This is a genomic window from Alteromonas sp. W12 (assembly GCF_001924945.1).
Taxonomy (GTDB): domain Bacteria; phylum Pseudomonadota; class Gammaproteobacteria; order Enterobacterales; family Alteromonadaceae; genus Alteromonas; species Alteromonas macleodii.
On record NZ_LQXH01000013.1, the window covers coordinates 47320 to 61947 of the forward strand.

The 14628-nt window shown below is 45.1% G+C and carries 10 protein-coding genes; 2 read left to right on the forward strand and 8 right to left on the reverse strand.

The genetic code is table 11. The annotated features are described in order from the left end of the window. Positions 1-29: 29 nt before the first annotated feature. From AWH61_RS18780 to AWH61_RS18805, 6 genes are all read right to left on the reverse strand, one after another. The gene (locus AWH61_RS18780; protein ID WP_075177901.1) at positions 30-2306 is read right to left on the reverse strand and encodes a cellulose biosynthesis cyclic di-GMP-binding regulatory protein BcsB; all 2277 of its coding nucleotides are present in this window, start codon (positions 2304-2306) and stop codon (positions 30-32) included. Beyond that, complete coding sequence (bcsA, locus tag AWH61_RS18785; protein WP_075177902.1) at positions 2303-4528, reverse strand: UDP-forming cellulose synthase catalytic subunit; 2226 nt, start codon at positions 4526-4528, stop codon at positions 2303-2305. The genes AWH61_RS18780 and bcsA overlap by 4 nt, the downstream gene beginning before the upstream one ends. Beyond that, the gene (locus AWH61_RS18790; protein ID WP_014950752.1) at positions 4506-5078 is read right to left on the reverse strand and encodes a hypothetical protein; all 573 of its coding nucleotides are present in this window, start codon (positions 5076-5078) and stop codon (positions 4506-4508) included. Before AWH61_RS18790 ends, bcsA begins: the two co-directional genes overlap by 23 nt. Before the next feature lie 294 nt (positions 5079-5372). After that, a complete protein-coding gene (locus tag AWH61_RS18795) occupies positions 5373-5861 on the reverse strand; it encodes a YgjV family protein (RefSeq protein ID WP_014977436.1) in 489 nt (162 codons plus the stop codon). A 13-nt stretch (positions 5862-5874) separates the two neighbouring features. After that, positions 5875-6693, reverse strand: coding sequence for a tRNA1(Val) (adenine(37)-N6)-methyltransferase (locus tag AWH61_RS18800; RefSeq protein ID WP_075177903.1), 819 nt, complete (start codon positions 6691-6693; stop codon positions 5875-5877). A 140-nt stretch (positions 6694-6833) separates the two neighbouring features. Then, a complete protein-coding gene (locus AWH61_RS18805) occupies positions 6834-7457 on the reverse strand; it encodes an NAD(P)H-binding protein (protein ID WP_014950755.1) in 624 nt (207 codons plus the stop codon). A 70-nt stretch (positions 7458-7527) separates the two neighbouring features. On the opposite strand from AWH61_RS18805, the gene AWH61_RS18810 reads away from it, so the two are divergent. Beyond that, positions 7528-9741: a S9 family peptidase gene (locus AWH61_RS18810; RefSeq protein ID WP_075177904.1), complete on the forward strand. Its 2214-nt coding sequence runs from the start codon at positions 7528-7530 to the stop codon at positions 9739-9741. Between the two features lie 236 nt (positions 9742-9977). On the opposite strand, the gene AWH61_RS18815 is transcribed toward AWH61_RS18810, so the two are convergent. Both AWH61_RS18815 and AWH61_RS18820 read right to left on the reverse strand, forming a co-directional pair. Continuing rightward, positions 9978-10352, reverse strand: coding sequence for a PH domain-containing protein (locus AWH61_RS18815; protein WP_039216362.1), 375 nt, complete (start codon positions 10350-10352; stop codon positions 9978-9980). Between the two features lie 11 nt (positions 10353-10363). Then, entirely contained in the window at positions 10364-13342 is a 2979-nt protein-coding gene (locus tag AWH61_RS18820) for a putative bifunctional diguanylate cyclase/phosphodiesterase (protein WP_075177905.1), read from the reverse strand. Between the two features lie 195 nt (positions 13343-13537). Here AWH61_RS18820 and AWH61_RS18825 point away from each other — a divergent pair, with 195 nt between their 5' ends. Beyond that, positions 13538-14578 carry a serine/threonine dehydratase gene (locus AWH61_RS18825; RefSeq protein WP_075177906.1) on the forward strand — a complete coding sequence of 347 codons (1041 nt, stop codon included), beginning with the start codon at positions 13538-13540 and terminating at the stop codon, positions 14576-14578. Positions 14579-14628: the final 50 nt, after the last annotated feature.

A 14628-nucleotide genomic window follows, 5' to 3' on the forward strand; every position in this document is an offset into this window, starting at 1 on the left:
TAGCGTCGCTTTTGTTGCGTAATGCAGCTTTACCATGAGTCTTGCACTTGTTTATTTCTGCGTTTAAGCAACAGGTAAATAAGTAGGCTCACAACAAATACAACCAATATGAAGCCTATTAACCAATACCACGGGTTGTTAGACAGCCATAGTCGTAAATGCAGCCAGCTGTCGTCGGCTTCACCCACTTCATATTTATCGCTTACCTGCATGATGAGTGATGGCGAAAGACCATCTTTCCATGCGAAGAAATCCCCTGCCATCTGCCCCCACATCGACAAACTAACCAGATCCTCGACTCTAGCTTGAAGAAGTTCCGGCGTCTGCGCTGCAACAATGAACAAGGTATCGGTTTGTGATGAAACAGGGTGTGCCTGTGCAGTAAGTACTGCTTGCTCACCTAAGTCACTTTCTTGAACGGTATGACCGTCTATGCGCATTTCTTTGAAAGACTGGTCGTCAGTCAGGTTTCTTACGCGATTGTACAGATTGTTCTGTAACCGATAAGACCAGCGTTTCGTTGCCTCAATGGCCGTACTGAATTCAGACTGCTCAATATTCGTTAAGCTTTCAGGGGTACCTAGAACAATCACAGAACCTTCGGTTGTAATGTCGTTTCCAGTTGCTATTTTCACGTTCAATAAAGGCACTTGGGCTACTTGCGCTAATTTCGCTGAAAGGGTTAACGCTGTATCTAAATAGTCATCTGACGGAATAGCAATGGTTGACGATGGTGCTGACTTAAAGCGCGCAAACGGGTAAGCCGTTTCTGAAAGCAAGACGAGATTAGGTTGAACTGCCACGTTTCCTGCGTCAGGTAGCTTTATTGCCGAAGAATCATCAAGCTGGAACACGAGGTGGGAACCAGGAATATCATCACAAGGCACACCTGCTAACGGCGCTCTCATGGTTACCGCAAAGTCTAAATTATTCGTCCCGCCTTTGAAGAACCGTGCAGGTATTCTTAACTGATAGTCTCGGTAGGATTGTCCGTTAATATTATTAAGAGACAAACCGTGTACAAGTTCGTCATTCACGCTTACATTCATAACCGAACCTGGCCCAAAACCTGCGCCATACCCAAAGTCTAAGAGCAAGCTCACGCTCGCGTTTTCAGGTACATAAAAATCTGCAGGCAATCTGAATGACACCCGTTTTGTGAAGTTCCCCTCATCCCTAAACTGCGTGGTCGCCACACCAAAGTCTTGGAATGTGTAGTGATTGTCAGGGTTCAGAATGCGATGACGCTGCAGCGTTTCCGCCTGCATTTGTGACTGTGAAAGTACGGTGACTTGTGAAATAGGGTTAATCGCATCGTCCATTACCGCCAAGGCTTTCGCTGCCTCAAGTACTTCTTCTTGCGTAGTACCGCTGACAATAAGGCGGTAGCTAGCCGGTACAATCACGTTGCTATCCTTAACGAACGCTGGTGTGCGCTGTGCTTTTAGAAACGCGCCATCAATGTCGTTAATCACTTCGTCAGATAACACAGGTGATAATGCGTCGACTGTACCAACTAGAACATGAACAGGCTGCTTTTGCTTGGCTTTGAGATACCATGCAGAACGCTCGTAGCGAGCAACATTTTGGTCGTTCCAAAAACTATTTTCTGTGTCTTCTAGCTGGGGCAAAACGTAACCATCATCAAAGCTGTCATGCTCGATAATAAGCGGCTGATATTGATTCCTAAGAGACAGTGCTTGAGCAACAATGGGAAGTGTCTGATATTTAATTTGATCATCAGCTTCTCGCGCCGTGTAAAGCTGAACGTTTCGCTGTCCGCCAATTCCTGGATTAAAGAATCCGCTCAGCTCATCTAACGTGAAGCGCTTTTCATTCACCGACGTCGCAATTTTTAGCGTTGAGTTGTATGCATTAATTTCGCTCCACAATTCAGGCGCACTGCCGTCAACACATTGCTCGGCATAGTGCTGACTTACCGCTAGTGTCAGAGAGTTAAACCCGGCTCGCCACAATGAAGTAGGGATCGCAATTTCAGATACAAGAGAAGGTCTGTCTGGGTCGAACGCAATCTGTCCAATGGTCGCATTATTGAATCTCACATACAGCTGAGAACGTTTTTTGATTAACGCCTGCGAGCTGACCACTTCTAATGTAAGTAGCGCGCTGTCCACATCAGTGACTGAACTAAGGGGAATTGGAATATCAATGGAGGCAGATTTTCCCTGCAAGCGCACGGTACTTTCACCGCCAAAAAAGTCGGTTAATCGATACGTGTCAGTTTGCGCCGCTAGGGTAAAAGGCATGCACAAACATACGATGAACATAAGGTATTTTTTTATCATTGATTTTCCTTTGCCGGTTTAGCAAGCAAACCTAATTTCCCGGCGAACTTCCCCATTAATACAAGCATATGCAATAAAACAGGCTTTAACCCAACTTTCAACACATGTTTTGCGCCGAACCAGTATGAGATAGCCCTTGTTCTTCTTCGTTGAAACGACATCCAGCGCAGACTATCACACAGTGAATAGGCGACGACTTCGTTTTCTTGTTCTTCGGTTTGAGGCATAAAGCGTACTCGAAGAATTTTTGACCTATTGTCGTAATGCAGAACGCTAATTGGCAAATGAACGTTCTTATTCAGTGCGTGACTCCACGATGTGAGCGTGGCATTTTCAGGTACTAACGCTCCCTCACCTTTCAAGCGTAACCGAGCTCCACCAAGCGAAAGATCGACCAAATCTCCAACCCAAGCTTCATCGCTTGTAGTCTTAATAACGACACTATTGGTAGCTGGGAGACGTGCCTGACTACGCACCTGTTTCCGCTCTAATAACACACTAAGAACAGACAACAATAGAATCAAATTAAATACATTCCACAACATGACCACCACAGTAAGTTCGCGTGTAAGAGGCTCTGTTATGAACTTATAGACACCGCTCCCTAATGCGAATGTGATTACCAATATTAGCCAGTAAAACACGCTCGATAGTGGCGATACAAAGGTTCTGTCAAGACTCTCTCCTTTTGGCGTCACAACAAATGAAGGTGCCCGCGGCTTTAAGAAAACCTTGATTAATGCATTTAGCGTAAATGCGCACTGTAATATTTCATATAACTCTGACACTAAGGGCCATCGGGTTCGCCCAAAGAGCATGGTGGATATCATGTAAGTGGCAATAACGTGAGGCAGGGTGAAGGCAAAAATTTCCAGCATCGATGCATGGTAAACCTGAAGCCCAAAGACCAAATACGCCAGTGGCATAAGCAAAAAGATGATGCGAGCAAACGGGAACAGCCAAAACATGATTGAACTCATGTAGCCCACTCGCTGATACCATTTTAGTCCTTGCGCTTTAAAAGGCTTTTTGAGTAGTAAAATTTGCGTCATGCCTTGTGCCCAGCGCATACGCTGCTGAATAAACGCATCAAAAGTTTCTGGCGCAAGGCCGCTTACCATAGGTCTGTCCACATATACAGACTCGTAGCCCATTTTGTGAAGATCTAACGCGGTTTCTGCATCTTCAGTGATAGAGTCGCCGGAAATGCCCCCCACCAAATCGAGGTGCTTTCTTCTCATCAATGCGGCTGATCCACAGAAGAAGGAACTCCCCCAGTAGTCTAAGCCTTTCTGTATAGTGCCGTAAAACATGTCGTTTTCTGAAGGCATGCGAGTAAACGCAGAGAAGTAGTTACGCTCAACAGGATCTGGGTTAGCCATAAAATGAGGGGTTTGAACGAGAAAGACCTTCTCGTTTTTAAGCATCCACGGCACGGTTCTATCAAGAAAATCCGAAGTAGGAACATGATCAGCATCCAAGATAACAATCAAATCACCCGTGGTATTTTGTATTGCACTGTTCACATTACCCGCCTTGGCAAACTCATTTTTTGCTCGAGTGTGATAGGTAATATCCAAGCGTTTGCACAGTGCTTGCAAATCTTGTCGCCGCTGTTTTGCAGTGGCCGCTGACGCAGGGTTTTCAGCGTTAATTTTCTGGTCGGTTCCGCCATCGTCAAGCAAATGAATACGAAGCTTTTCTTTAGGGTAATCGAGCATTTTTGCAGCGCGGATAGTAACTTCTAATATCCCTTCATCTTCGTTATAACTCGGGATCATGACGTCTACGCTGGGCAGAGTTGATTTATCTACCCCTTCCAGGGACAAAAGCGGTCGACTGAGCGGAAACGCGTTAACGATCGCCCCTAACACTGAAGTGATCCCCGCATAAATTTCAGCGCCAAATAATAGCCAGACGGCAATCATTGAAAGAAAATCTGAGTAGGTTAGCGTGTAAATACCACGCCACAGCAAATACCTGACGCTAAGCGCAATGGCTAGCACCAGAGCTAAAATGCGAAATAAATGCTGGTATTTTTGCGTGTGTCGCGCTTCTTTGCTGCACAAGGATATTGCAATGAGGATAACGATTGAAGAGAGAAGCTGGCCCAATGCATCCATGGGTGCCAGCAGTAGCACCCCAAGAATAAAGGATGCTACTAACAGAACAATAATGAACTGAGAGGTGTAGTGTTGTCTACGAGTTTGCGAATAGTCCAAGTTTGCGATCCAATACGTGTATTTGCGTTACACTTGCATAGTTCGCCCTGTTAATTAACGTAATTTTACCGTCCGACATTTCAATCTCGTGATTACTTTTATAAAACAAACGAGAAATGTCATCTCTCTGCTTTTTATTGCTTTTAGACGCTAACAACCACGCCGGATACGTTGCCATTCCAAATGCAGCTACAACAATAAGGCCATAGAACAATACTGGCGACATTGTTGGCGCTATGTACAGGGAAAATAAAAACATAGCCATACTTGCAACGGTAAATATACCAGTAATTTTGCGAAAACGTATAACTTTCATAAGTTTATTTTCTGCATCAAGCAGCATCGAAAGACGCTTCTTCCACAGCTGCTCTGTCTCTAAACTCGTGCGTTCTTCAACCAGTTGAGGTTTTTTAAAAGCAGGGTTGGTATTTTTAAACTGTTGAGCAAGCTCAAACACGTTTACCGCAGCGCCTTCATTAATAGCGCTCTGAAACGATTGTTCAAGCGTAGGTGATTGGTCAAATTGTTGTGAGTTATCTACTAATTTCACTGCGCACACTCCCCTCATTACTACACACTGAGTCTACTTCCGTACATTCAGAGGAAAAATTGCTGAAACCATACTTACTGATTAATAATGATACGCTTACATACGCAAATTGATATTGAACTTTAGCTCATTGAACTTTGGTATAAGTCATGTAGGGCAAGGCCTACAAGGGTGTGCAGACTATATGAAAAGCCATATAGCAGGTAGCGTAAGTCGCAGAAAAGCAGCCCAACTAAACGGGATTAAAGTGGGCAAATTAGACTAATTGATAAGGTGAGTTTTATTGCTAAAGCGTTAGGGCTTGCGCAGCTTACTTAAAATACTGATCAAGTTACTTACATTGAATACCGTTCCAAAAATACTGCCCACGGAAATGGCATATAACAGCCCCAAAGTTTCAGCAACAAGAAAAACCTTTCTAATAGTGTGCGTATTGCGGATAACCAAAGATCCCACTGTAAAAATAAGTGAAGACGCATAGGCAATGAAGATTATCCAGCTGTGCTCTAGCACAAACCACTCATAAGCGAGGAAGCCTAGATTCACCGCAACAAAGAAAAATAAAATGGCATTGCTTCTATGTTTAATGGCAATAAAGTTACGAACGCTGGCAAGCAGTGTTCCAATGCCTGCGGCCATGGCATCTAGCATAAAAAAATGCACGCTAAGTGCACTTAAGGCAAACGCAGAAATAAGCAGATACTTGTCTACGTTAGTTTGGCGATACCCAATAAAATTTAAAACAACGGCTATTGCGCCAAAGCCTTCTGCAACTATGTTCATTAATATAAGCTCATTAAAATTTAAGGTAGAAAGGCTGACAAAGGGCTTTGTATTCACTGGTATATTCGCCCTTTTGATCCCTAATTATCAGCTCATTTTTGATTGCATTTTTCGCTATTAAGCTCGGCCATTCCCGATGTGCAGTAACGTTTTTAAGATTATCACTTGCGCCCTCCATTACTTTTTTAAAGTGGAACGCGCAAAGATAAGGCGATTTGTTAGATGTATGCTTTACATAAAGAATATCTGCCAGCGATAGGCCATAACCTTCAGCCGTTTCGATAACCGAGGCTTCCATCGACGCTGGGTACACACAGTACATTTGCCCTTGTTCTATTAACAACTTGCTGCTTGCACTAAAAAGTTCATCTGAGCCCAATGCAGACGTTTGCCTTGCCACCGAGCGAGATTGGCTTTGCTTGCTGTACGCATTTGAAAGTGTAGCTGGCGTGTCAAAGTAAGGTGGATTAGAAATCACTAGGTCATACAAGTGGGGGGAGGTGTAGCCAGTTACATCACAGCAGTAAATAAACAGCTGTTTGGCCCATTTTGCATTTTTAAAGTTGGTAGCGGCCTGCGCTGCGGCTTGCTCATCTATTTCTATCGCGTCAATTCTGGCTGCGCCATTATCGAACGAGCTGATGTCAATTGAACTGCTTTGAACATTCTGCTCTTCACCGTTCGGATTGCAAAAGTGCGCTGCTTTTTGGGCCATCATCAACGCTAAAATGCCACTGCCGGTGCCGATATCCAAGATGCGTGGGGCATGGCTGAGGTTTGCGCGAAACTGTGCCCAACTTCCTAAAATCAGACTGTCGGTATTCACTTTCATCGCGCATTTGTCCTGTGCTACGGTGAATTGTTTACAGCGGAACATAAGGAAGTCGTATTACCTAGTGCGTTAAAAGGCGCGCATTCTATATCAAGTCGGGTTGTGCTTCACGTTAAGGTTGTGACATTTACAGTGAGCGCTTATTTCCAGCGCTGCAGCGACATCATATTTCTGGCCACGTCAACGGCATGAACGGGTCGGTATTTCTTTAACGGGCCTTTCATTATGCTTTGCCATATGGGCGCCGTTTTCTGCGCTATATCTTCTAGCGTCCGCGACTCGTCGCGATTGCCTAACAATAACGAAGGGCGTACGGCAGAGGCATGGGGTAACTGAGGCATTCGCATAATCGCGTTTTCTAGCTCGCCTTTTACTCGTAAATAAAAGTTACTGCTTTTAGCATCAGCGCCTACCGATGATATCCATACAAAACTGTCCGCGCGCTGAGCTCGGGTCAGCTGTGCGGCAACATGAACATATTCAAAATCAACGCGGCGAAACGCTTGTTTCGATCCCGCCTTTTTAAGCGTGGTGCCCAGACAACAGTACACATGATTTACGCTAAAGTAGCCTTGATAGTCCTGTAGATTGTCGAAGTCGATAACTACAGGTTTTAGGCGATTGTGAGGGTCGTTAAACATACTGGAGGAGAGCGGTTTTCTGACTAAGCAGGTTACCTCATTGTACCGTCTATCCTGTAACAGCATATTTACAAGCGTTCGTCCCACTAAACCTGTCGCTCCTAGCACCATTGCGGATTTCATATGTCGCACCTTGTATCATAAATTGATATAACTACAATCAAACCTTCGACAGTCAAATATGCAGATAAAAATGAAAAAAGCCCTTTTAATTGGAGCCGCTATGCTCTCTACTGCTTTAAACGCTGAAACGCTCACTATTGAGCGTATTTTCTCTTCTCCTTCACTCGATGGCAACGCACCCCGTTCGTTAAAAGTATCACCTGACGGTCAACGGGTAACATTTCTTAAAGGTAAGCAAACCGACTACGAGCGCCTAGATCTATGGGAATACCATATTGAAAGTGGCCAAACTCGCATGCTTTTCGACTCAAACGACTTACAAAGCGGCGAAGAAGTGCTTTCTGATGAAGAGAAAGCGCGACGCGAGCGTATGCGTTTATCTGGCAGCGGTATTGTAAGCTACCAGTGGTCGGACGATGGTAAAGCATTACTTTTCCCATTAGGTGGCGATGTGTTTTATCACAAGCTGGGCGAAAAAGGGGCGAAGCAACTTTTAGATACTGACGCTTTTGAAACTGATATTAAATTATCACCAAAAGGTAACTACATTTCCTTCATTCGCGACCAGAACCTTTATGTAAAACACATTGAATCAGGTAAAGAAACGGCAATTACCAAAGAAGGTGGCGACAACATTAAATTTGGTATGGCCGAATTTGTGGCGCAAGAAGAAATGGGCCGTATGACCGGATACTGGTGGTCGCCAGATGAGACTAAAATTGCCTTTACCAAGGTTGATGAAAGCCCGGTAGATGTGATCACACGTTCTGAAATCTATGCTGACGACATCAAGCTTATCGAACAGAAATACCCGAAAGCGGGCACGCCAAACGTCTTGGTGGAACTTGCTATTCAAGACATCAACTCTGGCGATCGCACTTGGGTGGATTTAGGTGAAGATAAAGACATTTATTTTGCTCGCGGTAAGTGGATGCCTAACAACACCACCTTTACCTACCAGTGGCAAACGCGTGATCAGCAAACACTGGAGCTTCGCGCGTTCGACCTTAACAGTAAAAAAGAAAACGTACTGCTTACAGAAACAAGCGATACCTGGGTAAATCTGCATAACGACCTTTACTTCCTAAAAGACAAAGGCCAATTTATTTGGGCGTCTGAGCGCGACGGTTTTAAACACCTTTACCTTTTCGACAATAAAGGCAAGTTGGTTAAGCAGTTAACCAAAGGTGACTGGGTTGTAGACAGTGTTGAAGCTATTGATACAGCGAACAACCGTTTGTACTTCTCTGGCCGCAAAGACACCCCACTAGAAAGCCATGTTTACAGCGTGCCCTTAGATGGCGGCGAGATTTCGCGTATCACTGAACTAGGCGCGTATCACAGCGCGGCATTTAGCAAAGATGCCTCTATCTTTATTGACCGTTTCTCAACGATTAACTCTCCTGCACAAGTTAGCCTAAATAGCGCCACCGGCGAGCGAATTACCTGGCTTGAAGAAAATAAAGTTGAAGAAGGCCACCCTCTGCACGCTTACATGGATAGCTGGACGGCACCTGAGTTTGGTGACATCACCACAAAGGATGGCGCTACCCTTAAGTATCGAATTTACACGCCTGACAGTGCCAAGCAAAACCCTAAACAGAAGCACCCTGTTATTGTTTACCTTTACGGCGGCCCGCACGCACAAGTGGTAACAAACAGCTGGGCGGGTAACCGTGGTTTGCTATTCCAACACTGGGTTGATCAAGGCTATGTGGTATTTACGTTAGATAACCGCGGCTCTAATTATCGCGGTAAAGGCTTTGAAGATCCTATTTATAAAAAAATGGGCTTTATTGAAGTGGACGATCAGGTTGCTGGCGTAGAGTTCTTACGCACACTTCCTTTCGTTGATGCTGAGCGTATTGGTGTCCACGGTCACAGCTATGGCGGCTACATGACGCTAATGACCATGTTCAAAGCGGGCGATTACTTCGCAGCGGGCGTGTCAGGTGCGCCGGTAACTGACTGGCGCCTATACGATACCCACTACACTGAACGCTACATGGGCAACCCAAATACAGATGATGATGCTTACACTGCGTCTTCAGTATTCCCTTACGCAAAAGACCTGAAGGGCGACCTTTTGATTTACCACGGCATGGCAGATGACAACGTGTTGTTTACCCATTCAACGATGCTCTACAAGCACCTCCAAGACTTGGCAATTCCATTTGAAACTATGGATTACCCGGGCAAGAAGCACAGCATTCGAGGCAAGCAAACGGGCATTCACTTATATAAAACTATTACTAACTTCTTTAACCGTAACTTGAAAGACTAATACGGTTAGAGCCTGGGGCCTGTTGATCTCTCCTGTACATCTAAGCTCAACAAGCCCTAGAAATGAGCGAAAAGCAAAAAGCGATGCTTATGAAAGCATCGCTTTTTTGTTTGGTCAGTTTAATTAACGCTTATTTTGTGCATGTTTGCGTTGTAGCGCTTTGTGCACTTGTAGGGTGATTAGACTTTCTTTACTTGCTACTTCAAAGCATCTATCAAGTATTACAAACGCAGAAACTAGCTAAACATCTGGGTTGCTAGGTTTTGCTGTACCGCCTGAGCAGACGATGCACTTAGTTCAATCTCAATGGGATCGGCTTTGCCCGACAGCCAAATTTTAAGCTCGGCGTCAGTATCAAAATGCCCTGCCGTCTCAACGATAAACTGCGTAATAGATTTATAAGGTATTGAATGATAGTTCACTTTGCGCCCGGTAAGGCCTTGCTTATCAATAAGGATTAGGCGCTTGTTTGTGAATACACTTAAATCGCGCACTAGCTTAAACGCAGAGGTAACGGTTTCGTTAACAGCAAGTATAGGCGTAAGCTCTTCTTGAACATCTGAAGCGCTAGTCTCGCTTGCATTACCCATGATGGTATCAAATAAACCCATGACATTTCCTTTTAGGCAGAGGCAAGTTTAACTCGCCATTGAACTCTATGCGCCAGTGGCTTGGGTTTATCCAAAGCAAAGCCTTGACCGAAATCTACTTTAAGCTCTCGTAAAACTTCGGCGGTCGCGTTATCGACCACAAACTCTGCCACGGTCTGTTTACCCATACTGTGCGCGATATTATTTATCGCAGTTACTGTAGCATGATCGATAGGATCGTGAACGATATTTCGCACAAAGGAGCCGTCGATCTTAACGTAATCAACATCTAGGTTTTTCAGGTAGGTGAACGAGGACATACCAGCACCAAAGTCGTCTAAGGCAAAGCTACACCCCAAATCTCGTAGTGTAGAAATGAAATGTTTAGCAGCGCTTAAGTTAGTTACCGCTGTTGTTTCTGTAATCTCAAAACAAATTTTCTCAGCAGGTACAGAAGTACTTTGCATACGCTTGGCAATCTTATGCAGCGCCATTTCATCACCCAATGTAATACCCGATAAATTAATCGCGACTTTGCCCACGTTATCGATGTGAGCGGGGTTACGTTCAAGGGTTTTAAGGGTGTTATCTACCACCCACATATCCACTTTGTTCATTAAACCGTGACGTTCTGCCAACGGGATGAAAAGCCCCGGGCTTATAAGGCCACTGTTTTTTGCATGTAGACGCAGCAAAATCTCGTAATGCTGAAGCGGGGCGGCCTCTTCTTGATTGGGCACGTTAAGCGGCATGATAGCTTGGCTATACAACTCAAACCCGTCGTTTTGTAATGCGTGATGCAAGGCATGTAACACCTGGTTTTCACTGTCATCAATGGCCATTTGCGAGTCATTATCATGAAACACAAAGTAACGGTTTCGACCCAAGTGTTTGGCTTTGTAACACGCGTTGTCAGCAGCTTTAATTAACGCTTCTGCACTTTGTGTACTCTCGTTTATTTCGATAACGCCAATGCTTGCCCCTACAAAGAACAACTTGTCGTCATAAACAAAACGATAATTTGAAATCGCCAATAAAAGCTTGTCTAGGCGCTTGGTCACCTCATCCAAACTTTGATTGCGAAATATAATGCAGAACTCGTCTCCCCCTATTCGGGCAAGCAGATCTTGCCCATTCACGTATTGCCTAAATATGGTGGAGATTTCTTTTAGTAGCTTATCGCCGGCTGGATGACCACAGCTGTCGTTTACTAACTTGAATCGATCCATATCGATAAAGCACATCACGCTTTGCTTGTGGTAAGCGCGAGGCGAATTGATACTCGCCACTTTTTCAAAATCAACGTAGTTTAAAGTCTTGCTCTCGCCCTGCTGACCAGCCGCTTTATGCGTTTCATCAAGGATCGTTCGCAGTTTCTCATCAAATGCATAGCGATTAAACAGCCCGGTTAACTGGTCATGGTTAGCTTGAAAATACACTTCTTCCTGCAGCGCCAGCTCTTTGGTTACATCGCGAGCTATGCCTTCAACGGCAACCAGTAATCCTTGCTCGTCGACAATGGGCGTGTCTGAAAATTCAATCGCTAACGGCTCGCCGACCTTGCCTTGATAATGCACAATATAAGGCTCGGGCTTTTCGCCACGGGCAATGGTTTGGCGTATCTCAAACGTCTCGTCAGGTACTTGGCGAACGTATCTCGACTCGTTTTCACAGAAGTCTTCTGCGCTAAACCCTAAAATCTTTTCAATACCCGCGCTCACATACATAAAGTTGTGCTCGACGGTCTTGGTGTAAACAAAGTGGCGGTGCATGCCGTCAACTAAGCGGCGATACTTTTCTTCGCTACGCTTTAAATCGTGCTGGGCACGAAAACGTTCGGTCACGTCCCTTACGGTCACCGCAATATTGTCACCAGCTTTTACCACCTGAACTTTTATCCATTGAGGCGCAATCTTATCACTATGAATGGCAAGGTGAGCTTCATAAGGCACGCCAAGTTCAGCAACGTTTTTGGCGTTTTTAAATTCACTGCTTAAACCTAAATAACGCGTTTGCTCGGCTAAGCTCATGGACCGCAATACATCACATGCACCGCGAAATAGATAGCGACTGTATGAGTTTGCTTCTACTAGAGAAAAGTCGTCATCTGTTGGCTGATAAATAAGAAGCGCATCAAGGGAGGCTTCGCTAGCGGTGAGGTAACGCTGCTGACTCAAAGACAAATTAACCGCGCCTTTAAGCTGCTTGTGCAGCACATAGCTAACTAGCGCTGACATCAACAGTCCAATCATAATAATTAACAAGCCTGCGTTATATGGGCTTAGCTGAGACTGCATGGAAAGGTAAAAATCGCGTTCTAAAAAACTGAACGGCAAAAGCGACACAATGGTGCCATCGTTGACTAACTCACCGCTTTGAAAAAGCGTTGCACTGTCGGCGTTAAGCTGAAAGTTAAACTGTGGGCCTACTAACTCGCCTAACATTACGGTTAATATGGTTTGTACGTCGAACCCCGCCACCAGAAATCCGTGCTCAGGCTCTTGAGGGCTTATGGCCCTGCCCACAACGATAAAGTGATGTTGAGCAGCATCTGAATACAAAAGCGTGCTTTCCAAATCCTCGGACAAACGCGATATGTTTAAGCCCAACGCATCCATAGGATGGCCAATGAGGCTGTTGTCTATACGGGTTTTGATACCGGAAGATGGTGTTGCCACCCACGCTATCTCACCGCTCGCATCGACAAATACCAACGATGAAAAGCCTCGCTGCATGCCCATCAATGACAGGGCTTGCGCATTAAACCAGTCTACTTGGTTTGGCTCAAAGGTGGGCCAGTTTCGCATTAGGTTGTGCAGCGCTTGAATACGTTCGCTTGAGAAAACTTCAAGACTAATTTTTACCTGCTCGGCAACCGACTGCGCTTTAGAAATACGTGCTGCGCGTTCATCGTTTTGAATAAAAACACCAGCAGAAACAAATAAAAAGGTGAGAAAAAGAAACAAAACCGTAGGTAAGGCGTAAATACGATGGTTGTGTTTGCTTAACATGTGCCTGTCTCCGGTAACTAGCGCCGGTATACTAAAGTAGAATTATTAAATAAATATGAATTGTCTTATGTGGTATAGGCTCTGGCGTTATCTAATAGTATCTGGCACTGTAAGGCTTCCGATTTCCTTTTAGTGCGTAAAGGCCCTTGTCGGCGCTACCCCACAAAAAAACCAAAATGAAAAGAGCGTTACTTAATGAGTATTTCCCCAAATTTCGAAGACATTAAACAAGCCTATGAACGTATAAAAGGCGACGTAAAGAAAACGCCGATTGTTGAATCTTCGTTGCTCAACAAATGGATGGGCAACCGCATTCTGTTTAAAGCGGAGTGCTTACAGACCATCGGGGCATTCAAAATTCGCGGCGCCATGAATTTTTTAGCCCGGTTGAAAGAGGAAGGTCGTTTACCGAAGCATGTGGTCGCCAATAGTTCTGGAAATCATGCTCAGGCAGTAGCCTATGCAGCAGCTCACTTTGGTATTAAGGCCACTATTTTTGCGAGCGAGACCATTTCGCCAATAAAAGCTGCCGCTACGCAAAGCTATGGTGCTGAATTAAAACTATTTCCTACCCGTCCAGAAGCAGATGCGGCTGTCGAGCAAGCCTCAAAAGCACCAGACACGGTCTGGATACCGCCGTTTAACCACAAAGATATTGTGGCAGGACAAGGCACGGCAACGTTAGAAGCGCTTAACGAAATTGGTGAGGTGGATGCTGTCTTTGCGCCGTGTGGTGGCGGAGGGTTATTGTCGGGCTCATTACTGGCAACTCGCGCACTACAGCCAAATGCATTGGTCATTGGCGCTGAGCCCGCCGAAGCGAATGATGCCTCTATGTCGTTGCAAGCTGGTGAGATCATTGCTTTAGACTATGCTCCAAATACCTTAGCAGACGGTGCAGCCACGCCTTCTGTTGGCGATGTAACGTTTCCTATACTGCAAGAAATAGATGATTTCTACGAAGTAGATGAGCTGCAAATTGCTTATTGGACCCAATGGCTACATCATTTACTAAAGCTTCATATTGAGCCCACGTGCGCGATGACCATGGCTGCAGTAGCGGCTTGGGCTGCCAACACTCCACCTGGGCAAACCGCTCTTGTTATATTGAGTGGCGGCAACATTAGCCAGTCGAGTATGGCTAAAATTTGGGAGAGAGATTTTTTGCTGCAGCCTCCCATTCTTGACCTTGATGACGAAGACGAATTTGAAGACACCGAGAGTGTCGAGGCATAGCGTTGCGTTAGTGCGTAGCTATTGAAACTTGAGCAGCTCGGTATAAAAAC

What these genes read in the sequence shown, in the direction of transcription:
- AWH61_RS18780 (WP_075177901.1), bottom strand. Translation starts at nt 2,306, where the DNA reads ATGATAAAAAAATACCTTATGTTCATCGTATGTTTGTGCATGCCTTTT.
- AWH61_RS18795 (WP_014977436.1), bottom strand. Translation starts at nt 5,861, where the DNA reads ATGAACATAGTTGCAGAAGGCTTTGGCGCAATAGCCGTTGTTTTAAAT.
- AWH61_RS18800 (WP_075177903.1), bottom strand. Translation starts at nt 6,693, where the DNA reads ATGAAAGTGAATACCGACAGTCTGATTTTAGGAAGTTGGGCACAGTTT.
- AWH61_RS18805 (WP_014950755.1), bottom strand. Translation starts at nt 7,457, where the DNA reads ATGAAATCCGCAATGGTGCTAGGAGCGACAGGTTTAGTGGGACGAACG.
- AWH61_RS18810 (WP_075177904.1), top strand. Translation starts at nt 7,528, where the DNA reads ATGAAAAAAGCCCTTTTAATTGGAGCCGCTATGCTCTCTACTGCTTTA.
- AWH61_RS18815 (WP_039216362.1), bottom strand. Translation starts at nt 10,352, where the DNA reads ATGGGTTTATTTGATACCATCATGGGTAATGCAAGCGAGACTAGCGCT.
- AWH61_RS18820 (WP_075177905.1), bottom strand. Translation starts at nt 13,342, where the DNA reads ATGTTAAGCAAACACAACCATCGTATTTACGCCTTACCTACGGTTTTG.
- AWH61_RS18825 (WP_075177906.1), top strand. Translation starts at nt 13,538, where the DNA reads ATGAGTATTTCCCCAAATTTCGAAGACATTAAACAAGCCTATGAACGT.